We start from the raw sequence: 22,941 nt of genomic DNA, 5'->3' as shown, positions 1-22,941 counted from the left end.
AATGAATTGGTTCCAACGGTTATCGATATTCCAGTCATCGGAACAAAAAAAAGGTAGCACTTTTTTTTACGCTTATTTCTTTCCTGTTTTTACTGTTATTGCACTTTGGATAGATTCCACCAGTTTTTCTAACATTTATTTTGATGGTAGAAATCTGACTAATGTATTGGCGATACTATACTTCTGTTTGTTTTTTAATTCGGCACAATCCTATTTGAGAAAGCTCATGTTTACCATGGTTTTTTTATCCTATTTAGGAGAACTAATTTTTTGCAAACTTCTTGGAATGTATAATTACAGAACAGCAGATATCCCGCTTTATGTCCCATTTGGTCATGCCATTGTTTATGCGTCAGGATTTGTTTTTGCTGAGAACTCATTGATAGTTCGAAACACTATTTTGCTCAAAAAAATTTTTTTTACATCCTTCGCAATTCTTTTTTTAGGTGTTGGACTGGTTTTAAATCATTGGTTTTCAATTATTTTTGGATTATTATTCTTTGTATTAATGCGAAGAAAAAAATGGCAAAACGTTTATTATACCATTGCTCTTTGTGTTATCTTTATCGAATTAGTTGGCACATTTTTTAAATGTTGGACTTGGGTTCCAAAAACGTCTGGATTAATTCCTGCAGCAAATCCGCCGATGGGCGCAGTATTTTTTTATGCTGGTGGCGATGTGATTTTAGCAAAAATTGTTAGCTATTGGAAAGAATAAAATAATAGTAATTAAATAAGCATGAATTTTCCAGTTCCCATTTCAACAGATGACCTATTGTCATATGCACAACAAGAACAACTGTATTCTAGTTTAATCAATCAAATTAATAAAGACTTTAATTTGGCCAATGAACCTATCGATTTTCCACAAAGTACCTCGCCTCAAGAACTCAAAATTCAACTTCATGAGAAATTATATCGTTTAATTCAATATAAATTTGCCGAATATTTAAACCTACTTTACATTATTGATGTTCCCGAAGATGCCGTTAAACAATTGGACGGTTCCTATTTAGTGGAACTTTCAGAGCAGGTCGCCTTTTTAATTTTAAAACGCGAATGGATGAAGGTTTGGTTTAGGAATAAATATTAAAAGAATACCCTCACAAAAGGCATAAATGCTTCTCCATACAAATCGATATTTCTATCAAAAAGTAAATTATATCTAAAACCCAGTGTCACATTATCGGTTCGATAACCCGCACCAACAAACAAACCAGTGTACCAAAAATTTTCGTTAAATTGCTCGGTTAATTGTACATAAGTATTATTCACATTAACTTCTTCTAACTCTAGCGAAAGCTGAATTTCTGGCAAAGGATTGTATAGTCCAATTAAACTACCACCAAAAACATTCGACGAAAAAAAATTTTCTTGGTCAATGTAGCTATATTGAAGGGCAACACCAGCAGCAAACTTTTGGTTAAAATTATAAATGGCGCTCGGTGCAATCGTAATATTTGTAAAATCATTGCCTAATGACAAGCCAAAACCTCCGCCAAATTGCACATGACTCCAAAAACTGCTTTTGGGTTTCATATTTGCATCATTCTGTGATAAAACTTTAAAAGGTAGAACAAGAAAAATTAAAATCAAAAACACTTTGGAAACAGAAGTAAAAGTATACCTGACCATACGTTTGTATATTTATTTAGCGTTATAAAAGTATTAAAATCATTGATACATTATAACAAATATCATACTTTTGCGTAGAATTTTTTTATAAAAATCATTTACTTACAAAAAATATGGACAGGTTTTCCTTTTTGAATGCAGCACATACTGAGTTTTTTGCCGAATTATATGAACAATACCTTCAAAATCCTGATAGTGTAGAACCAAGTTGGAGAGCTTTTTTTCAAGGGTTTGATTTCGGAATGACCACTTACAACGAAGAAAATGCTGTTGTGGAATTAGCCAATTACGCTGCCAATGTTCCTCAAAATGGTCAAGTTTCAGATAAATTACAAAAAGAGTTCAATGTATTGAAATTGATTGATGCCTACAGAACTCGCGGACATTTGTTTACAGAAACCAATCCTGTAAGAGATAGAAGAGCATATGAGCCAACATTAGAATTGATAAATTTTGGCCTTTCTGACGCTGATTTGAATACGGTTTTTGATGCGGCCAAAGTGCTTGGTCATCAGCCAAAAACGTTGAAAGAGATTATTTCTCATCTCAAAAACGTGTACTGCCAACATATTGGTATTGAGTACATGTACATGAGAAAACCAGAAGTTATTCAGTGGATTCAAAATAAATTAAACGTAAACGATAATCTTCCAAATTTTGACTCGGAGCAAAAGAAACATATTTTAGGAAAATTAAACGAAGCGGTTTCATTTGAGAACTTTTTACATACTAAATATGTAGGTCAAAAAAGATTTTCCCTAGAAGGTGGTGAAAGTATCATTCCAGCACTCGACGCATTGATTGAATCAGCTGCCGAAAAAGGAGTGGAACATTTCGTGATGGGAATGGCGCACCGCGGAAGATTGAATATATTAGCCAATATTTTTGGTAAATCTACACAAGATATTTTCTCCGAATTTGACGGAAAAGATTACGATAAAGAGTACTTTGATGGAGACGTTAAATACCACTTGGGTTTAACCGCAGAAAGAAAAACCAAATCAGGCAGAAAAATCAATATTAATTTAGCGCCAAATCCTTCACATCTAGAAACTGTTGGCGCAGTGATAGAAGGTATCACTCGTGCTAAACAAGACAAATATTTTCCAGACGATTTCTCCAAAGTATTACCTATCGCTGTTCACGGCGATGCCGCAATAGCAGGACAAGGAATTGTATATGAAATTGTGCAAATGGCTCAATTGGATGGTTATAAAACAGCTGGAACGATCCACATCGTGATAAATAATCAAGTAGGTTTTACCACTAACTATCTTGATGCGCGTTCCTCAACCTATTGTACTGATGTGGCCAAGGTAACCTTGTCGCCAGTGCTTCATGTCAATTCAGACGATGCAGAAGCAGTGGTTCACGCCATGCTTTTTGCATTAGATTTTAGAATGCAGTTTGGACGCGATGTGTTCATCGATTTATTGGGATACCGAAAATATGGTCATAACGAAGGCGATGAACCTCGTTTTACTCAGCCTGTCTTATATAAAATTATAGCTCGTCATAAAAACCCTAGAGATATTTATGCTGATAAATTAATTACAGCAGGAATCGTAGATGCGGCATATTTAACAAAAATCGAAAATGAATACAAAGAGAAGTTAGATGAAAATCTGCAAGAATCACGAAAAAAAGAGGTAACCATAATCAAACCATTTTTACAAGATGAATGGGACGGATATATTCAGGTTTCTGATGACGAAATGTTGAAAAAAGTCGATACTACTTTTGATAAAAAGAAATTAGAAGAAATCATAGTTTCTGTTTCTACTTTGCCATCTGATAAAAAATTCATCAATAAAATCACTAAAATTGTTAGCGATAGAAAAACAATGTTTGAAAATGATGTTATCGATTGGGGAACAGCCGAAACTCTCGCTTATGGTTCGCTTTTAACAGAAGGATATGATGTTAGAATTTCTGGACAAGACGTAGAAAGAGGAACTTTCTCCCATCGTCATGCTGTGGTAAAAGTAGAAGACAGTGAAGAAGAAGTTATACTTTTAAATTCACTTAAAGATAAAAAAGGAAAATTCAATGTATTTAATTCCTTCCTATCAGAATATGGAGTTTTAGGTTTTGATTATGGTTATGCGTTGGCCAATCCAAATGCATTGACAATTTGGGAAGCGCAGTTTGGTGATTTCTCTAACGGTGCACAAATCATGATTGACCAATATATTTCATGTGGCGAAGACAAATGGAACAACCAAAACGGAATTGTGATGTTGTTGCCTCATGGTTATGAAGGTCAAGGCGCCGAACATTCATCGGCTAGAATGGAACGTTACTTACAACTTTGTGCACGTCATAATATGTATATTGCTAATTGTACAACGCCAGCCAATTTCTTCCACTTGTTGCGTCGTCAAATGAAAACCAAATTCCGCAAACCTCTTGTGGTTTTCTCACCCAAGAGTTTGTTGCGTCATCCATTGTGTGTATCTACTCGTGAGGAATTATATAGCGGGCAATTTCAAGAAACAATTGACGACAATTCAGTAGATAAGAAAAAAGTAAAAACAGTCGTTTTTTGTTCTGGTAAATTCTATTTCGACATTCTTGCTGAAAGGGAAAATAACGGCAGAAATGATGTAGCTTTGGTTCGTATCGAGCAGCTATTTCCTTTGCCAGTAGAACAATTAAAGGCAATTATTGCGAGTTATCCAAATGCAGATGATTATGTTTGGGCACAAGAAGAACCAAAAAATATGGGAGCATATAGTTTTATGTTAATGAATTTCGATTTAGTAAAATGGAGATTAGCATCCTTAAAAGCATACGCAGCACCAGCAGCAGGAAGTCATACAAGAGATAGAAGACGCCATGCTGATGCAATAAGAATGGTATTTGATAAAAATTTATTTAGATAGATAAAAATTTGTTTCAAGTTTAAAGTTTCAGGTATGATGATTCAACGTGAAACTTTAAACAACCTAAACTTTAAACAAAAAATAAGATGATTTTAGAAATGAAAGTGCCTTCACCAGGCGAGTCGATAAAAGAAGTTGAAATTGCTACTTGGTTAGTAAAAGACGGCGATTATGTAGAAAAAGACCAAGCAATCGCTGAGGTTGATTCTGATAAAGCTACTTTAGAGCTACCTGCAGAAGCCAGTGGAATTATTACATTAAAAGCATCAGAAGGCGACGCAGTGGCTGTTGGCGCAGTGGTTTGTTTAATTGATACAAGCGCGGCTAAACCAAGTGGTGATGCGCCCGTAGTTGAAATTAAAGTTGAAGCACCAAAAGTAGAAGAGAAAAAGGTTGAAGCGCCAAAACCTGCCGCGCAACCTGTTGCAACATACGCTACACAAGCACCATCGCCAGCAGCAAGAAAAATATTAGACGAAAAGAATATCCAACCTACTGACATTGTAGGAACAGGAAAAGGCGGAAGAATAACTAAAGATGATGCAGTAAACGCTGTGCCTTCAATGGGAACTCCAACAGGTGGAACTCGTGGTTCTGAAAGAACAAAACTTTCTATGTTGCGTCGTAAAGTAGCAGAAAGATTAGTTTCGGCTAAAAATGAAACCGCTATGTTAACTACTTTTAATGAAGTTGACATGACCGCTATTTATGCCTTGAGAGCTGAATATAAAGACGCTTTTAAAGACAAACACGGTTTAGGTTTGGGCTTTATGTCGTTCTTTACTAAAGCAGTTACAAGAGCTTTGCAATTATTTCCTGATGTGAACTCAATGATTGACGGCCAAGAAAAAATATCTTATGATTTTTGCGATATTTCAGTAGCCGTTTCTGGACCAAAAGGATTAATGGTTCCTGTAATGAGAAATGCAGAAACACTTTCTTTTAGAGGTGTTGAAGCTGAAATCAAAAGATTAGCTATTCGCGCTCGCGACGGACAAATCACCGTAGACGAAATGACTGGAGGAACATTTACCATTTCTAATGGTGGTGTTTTCGGAAGTATGTTGTCAACGCCAATCATCAATCCGCCACAATCAGGGATTTTAGGAATGCACAACGTAGTAGATAGAGCTATTGTGAAAAACGGACAAATCGTGATTGCTCCAGTAATGTTTGTAGCACTTTCTTATGATCACAGAATTATCGACGGTCGTGAATCAGTTGGTTTCCTTGTGGCAGTAAAAGAAGCTTTGGAAAACCCAGTAGAAATATTAATGGGAGGAAATGCAAAGAGAGCTTTGGAATTATAACCTCATAACTTTGTCTTTCTGACGAAGGAAAAATCTCATCCCGCTTGGTTTTCTAAGCGGGATTTTTAGTTTATTTGTCTTTCACTTTTAAGCTATGATGCAAAACAAAAAATAAGCAGTGAAAGGATTTATTTTTATCACTATGCTAATTGATAATATTTATTAAGTAGTAATTATTACAGTACTGCCAAAATTTAGCACCAAATTAAGTATTATTATTTTGTTAATTTTCCTTGATGTTTTTCGATACAACATTTACTTTTTATTGATTGAAAAAAGTTTACCGCAAATACAAACAATGATTGTAATAATCAATAATCGCTTTACCTTTTAGTAAAATATCCGCGCCAATAATCCCATGAACCGGTTTAGCATTGTGTTGTTGTAACGCTTCATTAACATGGGTCATATCAAAAATAACTAAATGAAATTCGTTCGTTTTCCAGCGTCCCATTTTTAACGAGTTATTTTTTGCTAATTGTGTAAACATTCCAGTCGCACCAGCACCAGCAGCTTTGGTTTTTGATTTTTTTGCAATTAAGTTGAAATACTCAATTCCTTCAAAACCAACACAGCTATTAGAAGCACCAGTATCGAGAATAAAGTTTCCTTTTACACCATTTACTGTGGCTTTTATCAACAAATGTTGTGTCTTAGAAACTTTAAATTTGATTTTTTTATAATTTTCTTTTTTGAGTAAGTCCTGAAGATGTTTCATAAATGTAAAATGATGTCAAATGTAATTCAAAAATCGATAGCAAACTTTGTAACTTTGCCACTTTAGAAACAACATGATTTTAACCGATACACATACTCATCTTTATTCAGAGGAATTTGAAAATGACCAAATCGAGATGATTCAAAGAGCTATCGATACAGGCGTTTCTCGCTTTTTTGTGCCGTCAATAGACTCAACCTATACCCAAAAAATGTATGATTTGGAAACTCAATTCCCAGAGAATATTTTCTTAATGATGGGTTTGCATCCTTGCTATGTCAAAGAAAATTATTTGGAAGAATTGGCGCATGTGGAAACAGAATTAGCCAAGAGAAAGTTTTATGCTGTTGGTGAAATAGGAATTGATTTGTTTTGGGACAAATCTTTTTTAAAACAACAGCAACACGCTTTTCAACATCAAATTCAATTGGCAAAAAAATACAAATTAGCCATTAATATTCACTGTCGTGACGCATTTGACGAAGTTTTTGAAGTATTAGAAAGTGAAAAAGCGTCTGATTTATTTGGTATTTTTCATTGTTTTACAGGCAATTTCAGTCAAGCCCAAAGAGCCATTGATTTGAATATGAAGCTAGGAATTGGTGGTGTTGTTACCTTCAAGAATGGAAAAGTAGATCAGTTTCTTCGCGAAATAGATTTAAAACATGTTGTACTCGAAACCGATTCGCCTTATTTAGCGCCAGTTCCATATCGAGGCAAACGAAATGAGAGTAGTTATACCGTTTTAGTAGCTCAAAAATTGGCAGAAATTTATAATCTTCCAGTAGACGAAATTGCTCGAATTACCACCGAAAACTCAAAAGCTGTTTTTGGGATTTAAGGGTTCAATCCATTACAATTGAGTTTTTTTTTGTTCATTTGTTGTTGTAAAATTTAAATACTCATGCAAAAATTTGACGCCATTCGTCCGTTTTATGATACCGAAGTAAATGACGCTATTCGTGCCTCGTTAAATCATCCGATGATGAAAGCCATCATGAATTTTACATTTCCTGAACTCGAAGATGAAACATGGAAAGAACAATTGAAACGAACGCATTCTATCCGTGACTTTCAATGCAATTTTATTTACAAAGCCTTAAAAAAAGTCTTGGAAAAAAGCTCTGATGGTTTATCAACTTCTGGTTTTGAAAAGCTAGAAAAAAACACTTCTTATCTTTTTATCTCCAATCACAGAGATATCATTTTGGACACTTCTTTACTTAATGCTTGTTTGTTTGAACACGGATTTGTTATGACAGCGTCGGCTATTGGCGATAACCTAGTGAAGCGCGATTTTATGAACACATTAGCCAAGCTCAACAGAAATTTTTTAGTGCAGCGCGGTTTGTCGCCAAGAGAGTTATTGCAGAGTTCAAAATTAATGTCGGAATATATCGGGCAGTTGTTGTTGCGCGAAAATCGTTCGGTTTGGATTGCACAACGCGAAGGTAGAACCAAAGATGGCAGTGATGCCACGCATCCTGGCGTATTGAAAATGCTTGCCATGGGTTCAGATGAGCCTAATTTAATGGATTATTTCAAGAAAATAAAAATAGTCCCCGTTTCTATTTCATATGAGTATGACCCAACTGATGCCTTAAAAATGCCTCAACTAATAGCAGAAGCCAAAAATGAAATTTACATCAAAGAAAAGAACGAAGATTTTGTAACATTATTAAGTGGGATAATTGGGCAAAAAAAACGCATCCATATTCATGTTGGTGCTGTTTTAGATAAAGAACTGGACACCATTAAAGCCGAGTTTGACAATAGTAATAAACAAATACAAGCTTTAGCTCAAGCAATAGATGATTCCATTTTACAAAGCTACAGGTTGTGGCCAACTAATTATATTGCTTACGATTTATTATATAAGACAAATACCTTTGAAAGTCATTATACTGCCGATGAAAAATCGCTTTTCGAAAGAAGACTAGAGCTAAAAATCGACCAAAATAATCAACAGATGCTTGAGAGTTTCTTAGCCATGTATGCCAATCCAGTGGTCAACAAATCAAAGTATGAGAATGCAATCTAAACCCAACATACTTTTGATTTATACTGGTGGAACTATCGGTATGATGAAAGATTTTGAAACCGGTGCGTTGAAAGCGTTCAACTTTAAAAAATTACTTCAAAAAATACCCGAACTACAGCAACTCGATTGTACTATCGAGACCATTTCTTTTGAAAAGCCGATAGACTCTTCTGCCATTAGTATTGATAAATGGGTCACAATCGCCACCATTATTGAAGAGAACTATACTAGTTTTGATGGATTTGTGGTCCTTCATGGTTCTGACACCATGTCTTATTCAGCTTCAGCATTGAGTTTTATGCTAGAAAATTTAGGTAAGCCTGTAGTTTTTACAGGGTCACAATTGCCCATAGGCGATTTAAGAACAGATGCCAAAGAAAATTTAATCACAGCCATTCAAATCGCTTCTTTACAACAAAAAGGAAAACCAGTGATTCAAGAGGTTTGTTTATATTTTGAATATAAATTATATCGCGGTAATAGAACTACCAAGATAAATGCCGAACATTTTAATGCCTTTTCATCGCCCAATTTTCCTCCGTTAGCCGAGTCGGGTGTTCATTTAAAAATAGATGCGACAGCTGTTATACATAAAAAAGGGAATAAAAAACTACAAGTACACAAGCAGTTAAATGATGAGGTAGTTATTATTAAAATGTTTCCCGGAATCAACGAAGTGGTTCTATCATCAATTATAGCAATTCCAAATTTAAAAGGGATTGTTCTTGAAACCTATGGTTCGGGAAATGCGCCAACTGATGATTGGTTTATCAAAACCCTAAAAACAGCTATAAAAAGCGGTTTGCATATCATCAACGTGACCCAATGTTCAGGCGGAAGTGTCAACATGGGTCAATATGAAACCAGCACACAGTTGAAAGAAATTGGGGTTATTTCTGGGAAAGATATTACTACAGAAGCAGCTATAACTAAGTTAATGTATTTGTTAGGACAAAATGTTTCTCCTGCCGTTTTTAAAACTATTTTTGAAACCTCGTTGCGAGGGGAAATGCTATAATAAATAGTGTATCTAACTTTTTTTACTGAAAAAATTTGTTGTTCTTTGTAACACAATTAGAGAGGTGTCCGAGTGGTTGAAGGAGCAAGCCTGGAAAGTTTGTATATGGGTAACTGTATCGTGGGTTCGAATCCCATCCTCTCTGCTGATATTTTATCAAAAATAGTTGTATGCGAATATTGCTTTTCATCATACCATTTTTTGTGTCCCTGAGCGTCTTGGCTCAAAAAGATGAAATCGATTTTGATGCTGTTGACTCTTTATATCGAGAAGATCAATTTTATATCAATTTCACGTATAATAGCGTAAGAAAATCTCCAGACGGTTTTGACCAAAATAAATTTTCCCCCGGAATTTCGCTTGGGTTTCTGAGAGATATGCCTATAAATAAAGACCGAACTTTGGCTATTGCAGCTGGTTTGGGCTACTCTATTGCAAGTTATAATCACAATTTGATTATTAATACATCTGCAGCAAACAATCAGTATAGTATTATTGGTGAAGGTGTGGATTATACTACAGACAGGTTGACGCTGCACTTCATCGATTTACCTATAGAATTTAGATGGCGTACTTCAACGCCCGAAAATCATCAGTTTTGGAGAATTTATACCGGAATAAAATTGAGTTATCTGCTACATGATAGTTATAAATATGAATCGGCTACTTTAAACATAAAAAGCACTGGAAATACTGATTTGAATGCCTTTCACTATGGTGCTTATGCTGCTGTGGGTTGGAACACATGGAATCTTTATCTGTACTATGGTTTTAATCCGTTATTTAAATCTTCTGCTCAAATCCAAAATAGGTCTATTGAAATGAGTGCTTTAAACATTGGTTTGATGTTTTATATACTATAACCAAAGGTATAGTAATGCAAGCTGTGGCAGCGTTCCAGCTATAAAACCAATGAGTAATTCTTTTAAAGTATGTGCCTTCATGACCAGTCTTGAAGAAGCGACAAGACCGTTTAGCATCACAAAAAAGGCTACAAGATGTAGCGTGTTTACTTCGTTACTGATGCTTAATCCAATAATAAAAACCGTCAAGGCACTAATCCCAATCATGTGAATACTGGCTTTTATTTTCAAGAATAACAATAAAAAAGCCATCAATGCACTGATGATTCCACCCATAAAGAAGAGAAACAATAACGGAAATCGATCAATGGTGATTCCTTTTGTAACTAATGTTGCCAGTAGAAAGACATGAAGTAGCAAAGGTATTTTTCGATGTGAAATTTCCGAAAGCATCATAGTGTCAATTTTTCCTAGCGTTCGCAGCAAATAAAAAAAAGCAATAGGAAGCAGAAACGTGATAATAAAAATTTGTAAAAACAAAAGCCACAGTTGTGCCTTGGTAAGGTAAATACTATCGAGCAACACATAAAAAAATGTTCCTAAAAGCGGAATGAAAATAGGATGGAAGACATAGGAAAAAAAGGGAAGGTATTTTTTCAAAGTTATTTTTTTCAAATATATAAAATAACAAAAAAATGCTCTCCATTTTGAAGAGCATTTTAAAGAAGGTGTTTGTTTTTAAACTGTGGTTTCGTCCTCAGCTTCGCCGCTAACGGTATTATAGATAATATAATCATTATACTTAGCCACATCAGTACTAACCCAAATGTTTTGACCTGTTACAGCATATTTAACCAAGGTTTCATATATAGCATTGGCTTTTTCTACTCTTTCTTGTTGGTCAATATCTCGCTCGGCAATTTTCAATCTGACATCTACTATCAAATCCTCTAATTCTTCGCGCAAAACCGTAATTTTGGCTAGCATATCAGCTTTTAATCCTTTAGTTTCAAGGGCTGTAAAAAATTCATTAGCTACACGAACCACTCTTTTGCCCGTAATGAGCAAATCAGAATCTAATTGTTTAGAAAGAGTTTCAGTTCCAAATTTTCTAAAATTAGAACTTCCCTCTTCATAAACCAGCACTACGCGGGTCATTACTACTCTGATGGCTTGGCGCAATTCCTCGGCTTTGGCGTCTTTAATAGCAGTGGTGTCTGTTTGGGTACCCAACTTTTCAATGTCGGTTGCAGTGTCTAAAAATTTATCGATTTCTTCTTCTAGCGCGTCAAAATTGGCAGTAGTAATGCCATACTTCTCAAACTCTATTTTGTCTCTGCGCATATAGGCAATTTTCTCTTTACCAATAGCAACTAACTTTCCATCAGAAAAGTTAAACGAACGAAATAATTCCTTTTTTTTCATAATTTTTATGTTTTAGCAATTAATATAGTCAAATTTAATCATTTGATTAATAGGATATTATTAACAAAATGTGAAAAAAATAGTAAAGAAATTATAAATTTTAATTGGTAAAGTAATGACGTACTTGTTAGCAGATAAGTACTAGTAGTGAGCTAATAGTAAATAGTTATAAGAGCTGTCACAATAGGTAATAGCTGCTACTAAGTACCTATTTGAAGAGTAAAAGTAGTTGTCCGTAAAGTAAAAGTACTTGTCAGTAAACTAAGAATAGTTGTCCGAAGAGTAAGAGTAGTTGTCCGAAGAGTAAAAATAGTCGTCCGAAGGGTAAGAGTAGTTGTCCGTTGAGTAAAAATAGTTGTCCGTAGACTAAAAGTAGCCGTCCGAAGTAAGAAAATATCCCCCTTTTTGGTCTTCGGAAGGTTTTTTGGGGTTTTAGGCAACCAAACGTTACTTTTTGTATCTTGGTTGCAATACCTAAAACATCAAACGCTATGAAAACATTTTTTTTATCTTTTATGTGCATTATCATGCTAACTGGTTGTAATGATGATGATAGTTCACCAGCTCCTTTTGAACCCGTCACAATAACTCCTATTTTAATTAGTAAAAACTATCTCTCCGGTGGTGAAAACATTCCACAACAGAGCACGGTGATTTCAAATCAAACAGATTGGAATAATTTAATAACTCAAATGAACTCCATAAACAACGTTTCTAACAATTTTACTGAAATAAATATTGATTTTACTAATTATATTATTCTACTAGTTTTGGATCGAGTTAGACCTACTACTAGTTATACCATAAATATTGTATCTATTATTGAGTATGAAGAAAACATTATTGTTGATTTCACAGCTACAGGTGATCCATTGAATGGATTTACTGGAATTCGTCAACCCTATCATATCGTTAAAATCAGACGTTCATCAAAACCAGTAATTTTTCAATAATATAAAAGCTGTCAATACTGGCAACTTTTTTTATTTAAAGCAACCAAACGTTATTTTTTGTATCTTGGTTGCAATACCTAAAACATCAAACGCTATGAAAACACTTTTTTTATCTTTTTTGTGCATAATCATGCTAACAGGATGTAGTGATGATGATAGTGCACCAGCTCCTTTTGAGCCTATAACTATAGAGCCTGTACTAATAGGAAAGGGTTTCAGTACTGATGAGATTACATCAGGTAATTTTGTAATTAGTACACAAACTGACTGGGACGCTTTTTTGATTAATATGGATGACATAGTAGGAGCACCACTTAATACGAATGTTGATTTTTCGCTAAACGAAGTAATTGTGGTTATTGATGTTTTAAGACCCGATACAGGGCATTCTGTCAACATTGATACTGTTATCGAAAATGAAAATGACATTACTGTTAATTATTCTTTAATGGATATTGGAGATGGTTTTACAGATACGAATCAACCCTATCACATCGTTAAAATACCCATATCATCAAAACCAGTGATTTTTCAATAATTTAAAAGCTGTCAATACTGGCAACTTTTTTTATTTAAAGCAACCTAACGTTACTTTTTGTATCTTGGTTGCAATATCTAAAACATCAAACGCTATGAAAACATTTTTTTTAACTTTTATGTGCATTATAATGCTAACTGGTTGTAATGATGATGATAGTTCACCAGCTCCTTTTGAACCCGTCACAATAACTCCTATTTTAATTAGTAAAAACTATCTCTCCGGTGGTGAAAACATTCCACAACAGAACACGGTGATTTCAAATCAAACAGATTGGAATAATTTAATAACACAAATGAACTCGATAAACAATGTTTCTAACAATTTTGCTGAAATAAATATTGATTTTACTAATTATATTATTCTACTAGTTTTGGATCGAGTTAGACCAAATAGTAGTTATGACATAAACATTGACTCTATTATTGAGTATGAAGAAAACATTATTGTTGATTTCACGGCTACAGGTGATCCATTGAATGGATTTACTGGAATTCGTCAACCCTATCATATCGTTAAAATCCCACGTTCATCAAAACCAGTAATTTTTCAATAATATAAAAGCTGTCAATACTGGCAACTTTTTTTATTTAAAGCAACCAAACGTTATTTTTTGTATCTTGGTTGCAATACCTAAAACATCAAACGCTATGAAAACACTTTTTTTATCTTTTTTGTGCATAATCATGCTAACAGGATGTAGTGATGATGATAGTGCACCAGCTCCTTTTGAGCCTATAACTATAGAGCCTGTACTAATAGGAAAGGGTTTCAGTACTGATGAGATTACATCAGGTAATTTTGTAATTAGTACACAAACTGACTGGGACGCTTTTTTGATTAATATGGATGACATAGTAGGAGCACCACTTAATACGAATGTTGATTTTTCGCTAAACGAAGTAATTGTGGTTATTGATGTTTTAAGACCCGATACAGGGCATTCTGTCAACATTGATACTGTTATCGAAAATGAGAATGACATTACTGTTAATTATTCTTCAATGGATATTGGAGATGGTTTTACAGATACGAATCAACCCTATCACATTGTTAAAATCCCACGTTCATCAAAACCAGTAATTTTTCAATAGTATAAAAGCTGTCAGTACTGGCAGCTTTTTTTATTTAAAGCAACCTAACGTTACTTTTTGTATCTTGGTTGCAATACCTAAAACATCAAACGCTATGAAAACATTTTTTTTAATTTTTATATGCATTATCATGCTAACTGGTTGTAATGATGATGATAGTTCACCAGCTCCTTTTGAACCCGTAACAATTACACCTATATTAATTGGAAAGGGGAATGATATTACTGGTTTAACACAAATCTCAACAAGAATTACAAATCAAACTAATTGGAATTTATTACTTAGTTCTATGAATTCTGTCTCAAATACTTTTACAGAAACGACACTAGATTTTGTTAATTACGATGTCATTGCAATTATTGATTCTGAAAGACCTTGTACAAATTTTTTTGTAAACATAGATGCTATAATTGAAAATGAAGATAACATAACTGTTCAATTTTCAAGGACAGGAGACATAAATAGTTGCTTCAACTCAATGGTACAACCCTATCACATCGTCAAAATACCAAAATCATCAAAACCAGTAGTTTTTCAATAATAAAAAAGCTGTCAGTACTGGCAGCTTTTTTTAAATCTTCTTCCTCATTCTCGCTACAGGAATATCGAGTAAGTCTCTATATTTTGCAATGGTTCTTCGGGCAATAGGGTATCCTTTTTCTCCAAGAATTTCGGCCAATTGATCATCGGGCAAAGGTTTGCTTTTGTCTTCTTCCTCGATGATAGTTTTCAATATTTTTTTGATTTCTAAAGTAGATACATCTTCGCCTTGATCGTTTTTCATTGATTCTGAAAAGAATTCTTTTATCAATTTAGTGCCATAAGGTGTGTCCACATATTTACTGTTGGCTACTCTTGAAACCGTAGAAATATCTAACCCAACCATATCGGCAATGTCTTTTAAAATCATGGGTTTCAACTTGGTTTCTTCACCATCAAGAAAATACTCCTGTTGAAAATGCATAATGGCATTCATGGTAACAAAAAGCGTTTCTTGTCGCTGTCGAATAGCATCAATAAACCATTTGGCCGAGTCTAATTTTTGTTTGATAAACTGCACCGCATCTTTTTGTGAATGTGATTTGTCTCGAGAATCTTTATAAGTCTGCAACATCTCTTGATAATCTTTAGACACGTGTAATGTGGGCGCGTTTCTGCCGTTTAAAGTCAATTCTAGTTCGCCGTCTATAATTCTAATAGCAAAATCGGGGACAATTTGTTCTACCGCACGACTGCTACTATCAAATGCGCCACCAGGTTTTGGGTTTAATTTCTCTATTTCTTCAATGGCTTTTTTCAACCTGTCCTGCGAAATCTCATATTTTTGAAGCAGTTTGTCGTAGTGCTTTTTGGTGAACGCATCAAATTGATTTTCGATAATATCAAGCGCCAATTCAATGTATTCCGTCGGGGTTTTGTGTTTTAATTGCAATAACAAACATTCTTGCAAATCTCTGGCACCCACACCAGAAGGTTCCAGTTCGTGAACGATATGTAGAATTTTTTCAACGGTTTTTTCATCGGTGTAAACCCCTTGCGTAAACGCCATATCGTCCACGATATCGGTAATTGTTCTTCGTAAATAACCATCATCATCTATACTTCCTACTAGAAATTCGGCAATATTGCGTTGCTCTTCGGTGAGGATAAAAGTATTCAATTGATTGATTAAATCTTGATGAAAACCAACGGACTCTGCCAGTGGAGATTCTCGGTCATCATCGTCATCACTATAATTATTGGCTTGTAGTTTATAGTCAGGCGTTTCGTCGTTGCTTAAATATTCGTCAATATTGATTTCAGTTTCAATGTTTTCGCTGCCTTCGTAATCATCATATTCATCATTATTGTCAAACTCGTCTTTTTCATATAATTCTTCCTCTTCTTTTCCACTTTCCAATGCCGGATTTTCAATCATTTCCTCTTTAAGTCGTTGTTCAAATGCTTGCGTAGGTAACTGAATTAGCTTCATCAGCTGAATTTGCTGAGGAGATAATTTTTGTGATAATTTAAGATTTAGAAATTGTTTTAACATAGTTTTTTTGTTTAAAGGTTTAAGCGTTTAAGTGTTCAAAGCAGTTTTGTTTTAAACAACTTTAAACAATTTTAAACAACATTAAACTTTCTAGAATTCCGCATTCATTGGTGTTCTTGGAAAAGGAATTACATCTCTGATATTGGTCATTCCAGTTACGAAAAGCACTAATCTTTCAAATCCTAATCCAAATCCTGAGTGCACTGCCGAACCAAATCTTCTCGTGTCTAAATACCACCACAATTCTTCTTCATCAATACCAATAGCTTTCATTTTTTCTACCAAAACATCATAACGTTCTTCTCGTTGTGAACCACCAACGATTTCACCAATAGCTGGAAATAAAATATCCATGGCGCGAACGGTTTCTCTTCCAGGTTCAGTATTGTCATTCAAACGCATGTAAAATGCTTTGATTTTTGCCGGATAATCATATAAAATCACGGGACATTTAAAGTGTTTTTCTACCAAGAAACGTTCATGTTCACTTTGTAAATCGGCACCCCATTCTTCGATTAGATATTGGAATTTTTTCTTTTTATTAGGAGTAGACTCTTTTAAAATATCTATGGCTTCAGTATAGGAAACGCGTTTGAAATTGTTTTCTAAAACGAAGTTTAATTTTTCTAATAAAGCCATTTCACTGCGTTCCGCCTGTGGTTTTTGCTTTTCTTCATCCAATAATCTTCCTTCTAAGAATTTCAAATCATCGGCACATTTATCAACCGTATATTTAATCACATATTTGATAAAATCCTCGGCTAAATCCATGTTGTCGTTCAAATCATTGAAAGCCACTTCGGGTTCAATCATCCAAAATTCTGCCAAGTGACGCGATGTGTTTGAATTCTCGGCTCTAAATGTTGGTCCAAAAGTATAAATCTGACCTAATGCCATTGCGAAAGTTTCCCCTTCTAGTTGTCCTGAAACAGTAAGATTAGTGTGTTTTCCAAAAAAATCTTTTTTATAATCAACGTTTCCTTCCTCATTTCGTGGTGGATTATCTAGTGACAACGAGGTCACTTGAAACATTTCGCCTGCACCTTCGGCATCAGCACCGGTAATTATTGGTGTGTTAACATAGAAAAAACCTTTTTCTTGAAAATAAGAATGAACTGCAAATGACAATACTGAACGCACTCTCATGATGGCACCAAAAGCATTGGTACGAACTCTTAAATGCGCATTTTCACGGAGGAATTCTAAGGAATGTTTCTTGGGTTGCATTGGGAATTTCTCCGCATCACAATCACCTAAAATTTCTAATTTAGAAACTTGTATTTCATATTTTTGACCTGCACCTTTGCTTTCCACCAGATTTCCCGTTAGCCCTACAGCAGTTCCTGTATTGATTCTTTTCAAGGTTACTTCGGGAGTGTTTTCAAAATCAACAACACACTGCAAATTATGAATGGTTGAACCATCGTTCAACGCAATAAACTGATTGTTTCTAAAAGTTCTTACCCAGCCTTTTACGGTTACTTCATAGTTTGATTTTGTGCTGTTTAGTATGTCTTTAACTTTTATATGTTTCATTTAAATTGTAGATTTTTAATTTTTATGACTTCGATTTTGGAAACTTATCGCAAATATAAATTATTTATTTTTCATTTCTAATTCATCTATATCTTCATCACTATGTTCCAAAAAATCGATGGTTGGTTCGGGCAGTTCTTGCTGGTTTGCCAAAGTTTTGTTTAACGTCAATACTAAGGAAGGTAATAATACTAAATTGGATAACATTCCAAAAAATAGTGTCAATGCCACTAAACCACCCAAAGCTATTGTTCCTCCAAAACTTGACAGCATAAACACTGAAAACCCAAAGAACAAAATGATAGAGGTGTAAAACATACTGATACCAGCATCGTCAAAAGTAGCAAAAACTGATTTTTTTATTCGCCAGTCATTTCGCGACAATTCTAATCGATATTGTGCCAAAAACCGTAGCGTATCGTCTACTGACATTCCAAAAGCAATTCCGAATACCAATAAAGTCGATGGTTTTAATGGAATGCCTAAAAAACCCATTAATCCTGCGGTCATTAAAAGCGGCAATAAATTTGGGATAATCGCCACTAAAACCATTTTGAACGAACGGAACATGATGACCACCAATCCACCAGTAAGAAAAAAGGCAAAAAACAATGACGAAAGCAAGTTGTCTAAAAGATACTTGGTTCCTTTTTGGAAAACAGATGCTTTTCCGGTGATGATAACTTCATATCTCGGCGAAGGGAATAATTTATTGACTTTGTTTCGAATATGTGCTTCAATAGCTTCCATTTTTTCGCCATTTTCATCTTTGATAAAAGTGGTCATTCTAGCCACACTTCCATCCGAAGTGATATAACTTTTCAACTGATTGTCTTTAGCGTTTTTCAGTGAATTTTTTATATAAGGCAATAAAAATAGTTCCTCTTGTGGTGAAGGTAAAGCATAAAAGTCAGGGTTACCATTGTAATAGGCTTGATTGAAACTTTTGGCCACATTGACGATAGATAAAGGTTTTGAAAGCTCAGGAATATCAGTAATTGTTTGAGAAAGTTCTTCCATTTTTCTCAAATTACTGAGCTTCAAAGCACCATTTTTCTTTTTAGTATCAATCATGATTTCCAAAGGCATCACACCGTCAAATTCCTTTTCAAAGAAACGAATGTCTTTATAAAAAGTTGTGTTTTTAGGCATATCCTCAATAATGCTGCCCGAAACTTTGATTTTACCAATTCCAATAACCCCGAAAACCAACAAGCAAACGGCTGTAAAGTATACGCCAACGCGTTTGTGTTTTACAGTATTCACTATCCATTTCAAAAATTTTGTAATTGATTCTCTTTTCAAATGACCTAAATGTCGCGGAATTGGTGATGGAATATAACTAAAAAAAATAGGAATCAACAACAAACTCAATAAGTATATCGCAAGAATATTGATAGTTGTTACAATACCAAATTCTCTCAACAAAACATTATTAGTAGCGATAAAAGTAGCAAAACCAACAGCAGTAGTAATATTTGTTAACAAAGTTGCTGTTCCTGTTTTAGTTATTACACGCTGTAGTGCTTTTGCTTTATTGGCGTGTTTATGGTATTCCTGATGGTATTTGTTAATAAAGAAAATGCAATTGGGGATTCCAATGACGATAACTAATGTTGGGACTAATGCCGTGAGTACGGTGATTTCAAAGCCCAATGTAGCCAAGATGCCAAATGACCACATGACTCCAATGATTACCACAACAAGCGAAATTAAAGTTGCTCTAAAAGAGCGGAAGAAGTAGAAAAAAATAAGTGACGTTATGAGTAGCGCTGCGCCAATGAATAAAGCAATTTCGTCAACTATAGTTTTAGCATTAAGCGTTCTGATATAGGGCATTCCCGAAGTGTGAAGGACAATTCCGCTATCTTTTTCAAACTTCGTAATTGCAGGAATTAACTGGTTTAGAATATATTCTTTTCGTTTTTTAGTATTGACAATTTTTTTGTCTAAATAAACTGCAGAGCGAATGGCACCCGATTTTTTATTGAACAATAATCCTTCATAAAAAGGAAGTTTTGTGAATAACTCCGATTGAATTTGCTTTAAATAGTGTTCATCTTGAACCTTGCTTTGGTCAACTAATGGCTTAAATTCAAAAGTTGATAAGGAGTCGTTTCTCGTAAGTTTTTGTAAATTATTTACAGATAATACCAAGCTGACTTCTTTGCTCGATTTAATAGTATTCATTAAATCACTCCAAGCTTGATAAACCTTAGGAGTAAATATTTTTTTATCTTTCGTGGCAATAATGATGAGGTTTCCTTCTTCTCCAAAACGACCAAGAAATTTTTGGTAATCTACATTAACCTTGTCGTCAGCAGGAATTAGATTGGCTTCAGTATGTGTAAATTTAAGGTCTTTCCATTGCGTTGCTAAAAGCGCTGTAATTAAAAAAATACCAATCAATAGAGCCGTTCTATTTCTTAATATTATTCGGGCAATTAATTCCCAAAAACCTATACCTAACAACTTTTTCATAAAATCAAAAATGGGTTGCAAAGGTAATCAAAACCTCAAAAAATGCCCTGTTATTTGCAAACTTTTACTTAATTTATAAGTGGTTGACTACTGAATTTTAAATTATTGTTAATGCAATAAAAAAAATCAACAAAATACGTTGCTTTTGTGCATCTTTGCGAAGTAAAGGATACAGGTTTTGATGAGAAAACTAAAAAACACATTATTCTATTTTCTGATTACTGGCGGTTTTGGCTACTTGATGTATTGGATAGTAGTTCAAGGAAAATTTCTCGAAGTAGGTAGAAAAATTGTTTCACCCACTTCGTCTGATAGTCAGTGGACGCAGTTTTTAAGTTCTTTATATCATAATCTTCAACATCCGTTGGCGTTATTATTACTGCAAATAATTACCATAATTCTAGTTGCACGAATTTTTGGCTGGATTTTTAGGAAAATAGGTCAACCAACAGTAATTGGCGAAATTATTGCCGGTATTGTTCTTGGACCATCACTTTTTGGATTGTATTTTCCCGATATGAAAGAAGCGTTATTTCCAGTAGCTTCTTTGGGGAATCTTCAAGTTTTGAGCCAAGTAGGTTTGATATTATTCATGTTTGTAATAGGCATGGAATTAGACCTAAAAGTTTTAAAAAATAAAGCAAACGAAGCGGTAGTTATCAGTCACGCCAGTATTGTAATTCCTTTTGCTTTAGGAATTGGGTTGTCCTACTTTATTTATTATCAATTTGCGCCACAAGGAATAGAGTTTTTGTCCTTTAGTTTGTTTATGGGAATTGCGATGAGTATTACCGCTTTTCCTGTTTTGGCAAGAATTGTACAAGAACGTGGACTTCACAAAACCAAATTGGGCACAATTGTTATAACCTGTGCAGCAGCCGACGATATAACTGCATGGTGTTTGTTGGCAGCGGTTATCGCAATTGTTAAAGCGGGAAGTTTTGTGAGTTCAATTTACATTATCGGATTAGCCTTTTCTTATGTTTTATTGATGCTTTTGGTTGTGAAGCCTTTCTTAAAAAGGGTTGGAGATTTATATGCCAAAAAAGACAGTGTTAAAAAATCAGTAGTAGCTATTTTCTTTTTAACACTAATTATTTCGTCTTATTTAACAGAAATTATCGGAATTCATGCCTTGTTTGGCGCTTTTGTAGCCGGAGCAATTATGCCCGATATCGCCAAATTTAGAAGTATTTTTATCGAAAAAGTAGAAGATATTTCTATTATCTTACTGTTGCCATTATTTTTTGTTTTTACGGGTTTACGAACCGAAATCGGATTGATAAACGAACCCTATTTGTGGAAAGTTACCGGCGTTATTATTCTGGTGGCAGTTGTGGGTAAGTTCTTTGGAAGTGCTTTGGCGGCGAGATTTGTAGGTCAAAGTTGGCGCGATAGTTTAACCATTGGCGCTTTGATGAATACGAGAGGTTTAATGGAATTAGTGGTGCTAAACATTGGTTACGAACTTGGTGTGCTTTCGCCAAAAATATTTACCATGATGGTTATTATGGCATTAGTGACTACGTTTATGACTGGTCCAGCGTTGGATTTAATTAATTTTATTTTTAAAACCAAAGATGTTATTGTTCCTTCAGAGATTAAGAGTAATGCCAAATTCAAAATTTTAATTTCTTTTGGAAATAACGAAAAAGGAAAGTCACTCTTGCGTTTGGCAAACAGTTTAGTTAAAAACGATAAAGAGAAATCCAATGTAACCGCAATGCACTTAACTTTGAGTGACGATATGCATGCTTACAATTTGAAAGAATATGAAGAGTCTACATTTGAACCTGTTGTAAAAGAGTCGGTTAAGCTGAATCAAGAAATTACCACTATATTTAAAGCAACAGGCGATATTGAAACAGATATTGCTGATATTGCCAATGAAGGTCAATATGATTTGGTTTTAGTGGGTGTAGGAAAATCAATTTATGAAGGAACTTTATTGGGGAAAGTGCTTGGTTTTACCTCACGAATTATAAATCCAGACCGATTATTGGATAAATTTACTGGGAAAGAAGGACTTTTTGAAAACTCTCCATTTGATGACAGAACTCGATTACTGATTTCCAAAACAAAAAAACCATTAGGGATTTTAATCGATAAAGATTTACAAAAAATAGATAATGTTTTCATTGGAATGTACAGTATTGGTGACGTTTTTTTAATTGATTATGCGCAAAAATTAATGTACAACAACAACAACGCTCATGTGACTATTTTGGATGATAACGAGCACACCAAAAACAATTTTATTATTCAAAATTCATTAATAGCACTCGAAGAAAAGCACACCGATAATTTTGACGTTTTTCAACCTAATCAAATTAACAAACCATTTTTATTGCAGCAAGATTTAGCTGTTTTCAGTTTAGAAACTTGGAAAAAACTTATAGAAGATGAAGTGTCTTGGTTGGCTGATATTCCTTCGGTTTTGATCGTGAAACCGTAATGTTTTATAAGTAT

21 protein-coding genes and 1 tRNA gene are annotated in these 22,941 nt (G+C 34.3%); 15 read left to right on the top strand and 7 right to left on the bottom strand.

What is annotated here, in order from left to right:
- Nucleotide 1: 1 nt before the first annotated feature.
- The gene (locus WFZ85_RS04190; protein WP_342695029.1) at nt 2-718 is read left to right on the top strand and encodes a hypothetical protein; all 717 of its coding nucleotides are present in this window, start codon (nt 2-4) and stop codon (nt 716-718) included.
- 21 nt (nt 719-739) lie between these two features.
- A complete protein-coding gene (locus WFZ85_RS04185; protein ID WP_342695028.1) occupies nt 740-1,093 on the top strand; it encodes a hypothetical protein in 354 nt (117 codons plus the stop codon).
- Here WFZ85_RS04185 and WFZ85_RS04180 read toward each other — a convergent pair.
- Nucleotides 1,090-1,539: a hypothetical protein gene (locus tag WFZ85_RS04180; protein ID WP_342695027.1), complete on the bottom strand. Its 450-nt coding sequence runs from the start codon at nt 1,537-1,539 to the stop codon at nt 1,090-1,092. The genes WFZ85_RS04185 and WFZ85_RS04180 overlap by 4 nt on opposite strands.
- Before the next feature lie 209 nt (nt 1,540-1,748).
- On the opposite strand from WFZ85_RS04180, the gene WFZ85_RS04175 reads away from it, so the two are divergent.
- Together WFZ85_RS04175 and odhB are read left to right on the top strand one after the other, a co-directional pair.
- Nucleotides 1,749-4,520: a 2-oxoglutarate dehydrogenase E1 component gene (locus WFZ85_RS04175; protein ID WP_342695026.1), complete on the top strand. Its 2,772-nt coding sequence runs from the start codon at nt 1,749-1,751 to the stop codon at nt 4,518-4,520.
- Nucleotides 4,521-4,606: 86 nt separating this feature from the next.
- Nucleotides 4,607-5,830, top strand: coding sequence for a 2-oxoglutarate dehydrogenase complex dihydrolipoyllysine-residue succinyltransferase (gene odhB, locus WFZ85_RS04170; RefSeq protein ID WP_342695025.1), 1,224 nt, complete (start codon nt 4,607-4,609; stop codon nt 5,828-5,830).
- A 280-nt stretch (nt 5,831-6,110) separates the two neighbouring features.
- On the opposite strand, the gene WFZ85_RS04165 is transcribed toward odhB, so the two are convergent.
- Nucleotides 6,111-6,548, bottom strand: a complete 438-nt coding sequence (locus tag WFZ85_RS04165; RefSeq protein WP_342695024.1) for a retropepsin-like aspartic protease — start codon at nt 6,546-6,548, stop codon at nt 6,111-6,113.
- 73 nt (nt 6,549-6,621) lie between these two features.
- Here WFZ85_RS04165 and WFZ85_RS04160 point away from each other — a divergent pair, with 73 nt between their 5' ends.
- The 5 genes from WFZ85_RS04160 (at nt 6,622) to WFZ85_RS04140 (ending at nt 10,470) form a co-directional block, all read left to right on the top strand.
- The gene (locus WFZ85_RS04160) at nt 6,622-7,389 is read left to right on the top strand and encodes a TatD family hydrolase (protein ID WP_342695023.1); all 768 of its coding nucleotides are present in this window, start codon (nt 6,622-6,624) and stop codon (nt 7,387-7,389) included.
- 63 nt (nt 7,390-7,452) lie between these two features.
- Nucleotides 7,453-8,589 (top strand): 1-acyl-sn-glycerol-3-phosphate acyltransferase, encoded by a 1,137-nt coding sequence (locus WFZ85_RS04155; RefSeq protein WP_342695022.1) that lies wholly within the window; start codon nt 7,453-7,455, stop codon nt 8,587-8,589.
- Nucleotides 8,579-9,607: an asparaginase gene (locus WFZ85_RS04150; RefSeq protein WP_342695076.1), complete on the top strand. Its 1,029-nt coding sequence runs from the start codon at nt 8,579-8,581 to the stop codon at nt 9,605-9,607. Before WFZ85_RS04155 ends, WFZ85_RS04150 begins: the two co-directional genes overlap by 11 nt.
- 58 nt (nt 9,608-9,665) lie before the next feature.
- A tRNA-Ser gene (locus tag WFZ85_RS04145) sits at nt 9,666-9,752 on the top strand.
- A 25-nt stretch (nt 9,753-9,777) separates the two neighbouring features.
- Nucleotides 9,778-10,470, top strand: coding sequence for a porin family protein (locus tag WFZ85_RS04140; protein ID WP_342695021.1), 693 nt, complete (start codon nt 9,778-9,780; stop codon nt 10,468-10,470).
- On the opposite strand, the gene WFZ85_RS04135 is transcribed toward WFZ85_RS04140, so the two are convergent.
- A complete protein-coding gene (locus WFZ85_RS04135) occupies nt 10,465-11,070 on the bottom strand; it encodes a hypothetical protein (protein WP_342695020.1) in 606 nt (201 codons plus the stop codon). The two genes, WFZ85_RS04140 and WFZ85_RS04135, sit on opposite strands and share 6 nt — an antisense overlap.
- A 78-nt stretch (nt 11,071-11,148) precedes the next feature.
- Nucleotides 11,149-11,835, bottom strand: a complete 687-nt coding sequence (locus WFZ85_RS04130) for a hypothetical protein (protein ID WP_342695019.1) — start codon at nt 11,833-11,835, stop codon at nt 11,149-11,151.
- 491 nt (nt 11,836-12,326) lie between these two features.
- On the opposite strand from WFZ85_RS04130, the gene WFZ85_RS04125 reads away from it, so the two are divergent.
- From WFZ85_RS04125 to WFZ85_RS04105, 5 genes are all read left to right on the top strand, one after another.
- Nucleotides 12,327-12,788 (top strand): hypothetical protein, encoded by a 462-nt coding sequence (locus WFZ85_RS04125; protein ID WP_342695018.1) that lies wholly within the window; start codon nt 12,327-12,329, stop codon nt 12,786-12,788.
- Nucleotides 12,789-12,882: 94 nt separating this feature from the next.
- The gene (locus WFZ85_RS04120) at nt 12,883-13,326 is read left to right on the top strand and encodes a hypothetical protein (RefSeq protein WP_342695017.1); all 444 of its coding nucleotides are present in this window, start codon (nt 12,883-12,885) and stop codon (nt 13,324-13,326) included.
- 94 nt (nt 13,327-13,420) lie between these two features.
- Entirely contained in the window at nt 13,421-13,882 is a 462-nt protein-coding gene (locus WFZ85_RS04115) for a hypothetical protein (RefSeq protein ID WP_342695016.1), read from the top strand.
- Nucleotides 13,883-13,976: 94 nt separating this feature from the next.
- On the top strand, nt 13,977-14,420 hold the full coding sequence (locus WFZ85_RS04110; protein ID WP_342695015.1) for a hypothetical protein: 444 nt from the start codon (nt 13,977-13,979) through the stop codon (nt 14,418-14,420).
- A gap of 94 nt (nt 14,421-14,514) precedes the next feature.
- A complete protein-coding gene (locus WFZ85_RS04105) occupies nt 14,515-14,961 on the top strand; it encodes a hypothetical protein (RefSeq protein ID WP_342695014.1) in 447 nt (148 codons plus the stop codon).
- Nucleotides 14,962-14,991: 30 nt separating this feature from the next.
- Here WFZ85_RS04105 and rpoN read toward each other — a convergent pair whose 3' ends face one another.
- From rpoN to WFZ85_RS04090, 3 genes are all read right to left on the bottom strand, one after another.
- Nucleotides 14,992-16,455 (bottom strand): RNA polymerase factor sigma-54, encoded by a 1,464-nt coding sequence (gene rpoN / locus WFZ85_RS04100; protein WP_342695013.1) that lies wholly within the window; start codon nt 16,453-16,455, stop codon nt 14,992-14,994.
- A 90-nt stretch (nt 16,456-16,545) separates the two neighbouring features.
- Nucleotides 16,546-17,991 carry an asparagine--tRNA ligase gene (gene asnS / locus WFZ85_RS04095; protein ID WP_342695012.1) on the bottom strand — a complete coding sequence of 482 codons (1,446 nt, stop codon included), beginning with the start codon at nt 17,989-17,991 and terminating at the stop codon, nt 16,546-16,548.
- Between the two features lie 60 nt (nt 17,992-18,051).
- Entirely contained in the window at nt 18,052-20,472 is a 2,421-nt protein-coding gene (locus WFZ85_RS04090; RefSeq protein WP_342695011.1) for an efflux RND transporter permease subunit, read from the bottom strand.
- A gap of 181 nt (nt 20,473-20,653) precedes the next feature.
- On the opposite strand from WFZ85_RS04090, the gene WFZ85_RS04085 reads away from it, so the two are divergent.
- Nucleotides 20,654-22,927 carry a cation:proton antiporter domain-containing protein gene (locus tag WFZ85_RS04085; RefSeq protein WP_342695010.1) on the top strand — a complete coding sequence of 758 codons (2,274 nt, stop codon included), beginning with the start codon at nt 20,654-20,656 and terminating at the stop codon, nt 22,925-22,927.
- The last annotated feature ends 14 nt before the right edge of the window (nt 22,928-22,941 follow it).

This window comes from Flavobacterium aureirubrum, from assembly GCF_038739835.1.
Lineage (GTDB): Bacteria > Bacteroidota > Bacteroidia > Flavobacteriales > Flavobacteriaceae > Flavobacterium > Flavobacterium aureirubrum.
Note: the sequence above shows the minus strand (reverse complement) of the source record. Positions and strands in the feature narration are given on the sequence as shown.

What these genes read in the sequence shown, in the direction of transcription:
- WFZ85_RS04160 (WP_342695023.1), top strand. Translation starts at nt 6,622, where the DNA reads ATGATTTTAACCGATACACATACTCATCTTTATTCAGAGGAATTTGAA.
- WFZ85_RS04175 (WP_342695026.1), top strand. Translation starts at nt 1,749, where the DNA reads ATGGACAGGTTTTCCTTTTTGAATGCAGCACATACTGAGTTTTTTGCC.
- WFZ85_RS04150 (WP_342695076.1), top strand. Translation starts at nt 8,579, where the DNA reads ATGCAATCTAAACCCAACATACTTTTGATTTATACTGGTGGAACTATC.
- rpoN (WP_342695013.1), bottom strand. Translation starts at nt 16,455, where the DNA reads ATGTTAAAACAATTTCTAAATCTTAAATTATCACAAAAATTATCTCCT.
- WFZ85_RS04125 (WP_342695018.1), top strand. Translation starts at nt 12,327, where the DNA reads ATGAAAACATTTTTTTTATCTTTTATGTGCATTATCATGCTAACTGGT.
- WFZ85_RS04180 (WP_342695027.1), bottom strand. Translation starts at nt 1,539, where the DNA reads ATGAAACCCAAAAGCAGTTTTTGGAGTCATGTGCAATTTGGCGGAGGT.
- WFZ85_RS04105 (WP_342695014.1), top strand. Translation starts at nt 14,515, where the DNA reads ATGAAAACATTTTTTTTAATTTTTATATGCATTATCATGCTAACTGGT.
- WFZ85_RS04185 (WP_342695028.1), top strand. Translation starts at nt 740, where the DNA reads ATGAATTTTCCAGTTCCCATTTCAACAGATGACCTATTGTCATATGCA.
- WFZ85_RS04110 (WP_342695015.1), top strand. Translation starts at nt 13,977, where the DNA reads ATGAAAACACTTTTTTTATCTTTTTTGTGCATAATCATGCTAACAGGA.
- WFZ85_RS04165 (WP_342695024.1), bottom strand. Translation starts at nt 6,548, where the DNA reads ATGAAACATCTTCAGGACTTACTCAAAAAAGAAAATTATAAAAAAATC.
- WFZ85_RS04090 (WP_342695011.1), bottom strand. Translation starts at nt 20,472, where the DNA reads ATGAAAAAGTTGTTAGGTATAGGTTTTTGGGAATTAATTGCCCGAATA.
- WFZ85_RS04115 (WP_342695016.1), top strand. Translation starts at nt 13,421, where the DNA reads ATGAAAACATTTTTTTTAACTTTTATGTGCATTATAATGCTAACTGGT.
- WFZ85_RS04190 (WP_342695029.1), top strand. Translation starts at nt 2, where the DNA reads ATGAATTGGTTCCAACGGTTATCGATATTCCAGTCATCGGAACAAAAA.
- odhB (WP_342695025.1), top strand. Translation starts at nt 4,607, where the DNA reads ATGATTTTAGAAATGAAAGTGCCTTCACCAGGCGAGTCGATAAAAGAA.
- asnS (WP_342695012.1), bottom strand. Translation starts at nt 17,991, where the DNA reads ATGAAACATATAAAAGTTAAAGACATACTAAACAGCACAAAATCAAAC.
- WFZ85_RS04140 (WP_342695021.1), top strand. Translation starts at nt 9,778, where the DNA reads ATGCGAATATTGCTTTTCATCATACCATTTTTTGTGTCCCTGAGCGTC.
- WFZ85_RS04155 (WP_342695022.1), top strand. Translation starts at nt 7,453, where the DNA reads ATGCAAAAATTTGACGCCATTCGTCCGTTTTATGATACCGAAGTAAAT.
- WFZ85_RS04085 (WP_342695010.1), top strand. Translation starts at nt 20,654, where the DNA reads ATGAGAAAACTAAAAAACACATTATTCTATTTTCTGATTACTGGCGGT.
- WFZ85_RS04130 (WP_342695019.1), bottom strand. Translation starts at nt 11,835, where the DNA reads ATGAAAAAAAAGGAATTATTTCGTTCGTTTAACTTTTCTGATGGAAAG.
- WFZ85_RS04120 (WP_342695017.1), top strand. Translation starts at nt 12,883, where the DNA reads ATGAAAACACTTTTTTTATCTTTTTTGTGCATAATCATGCTAACAGGA.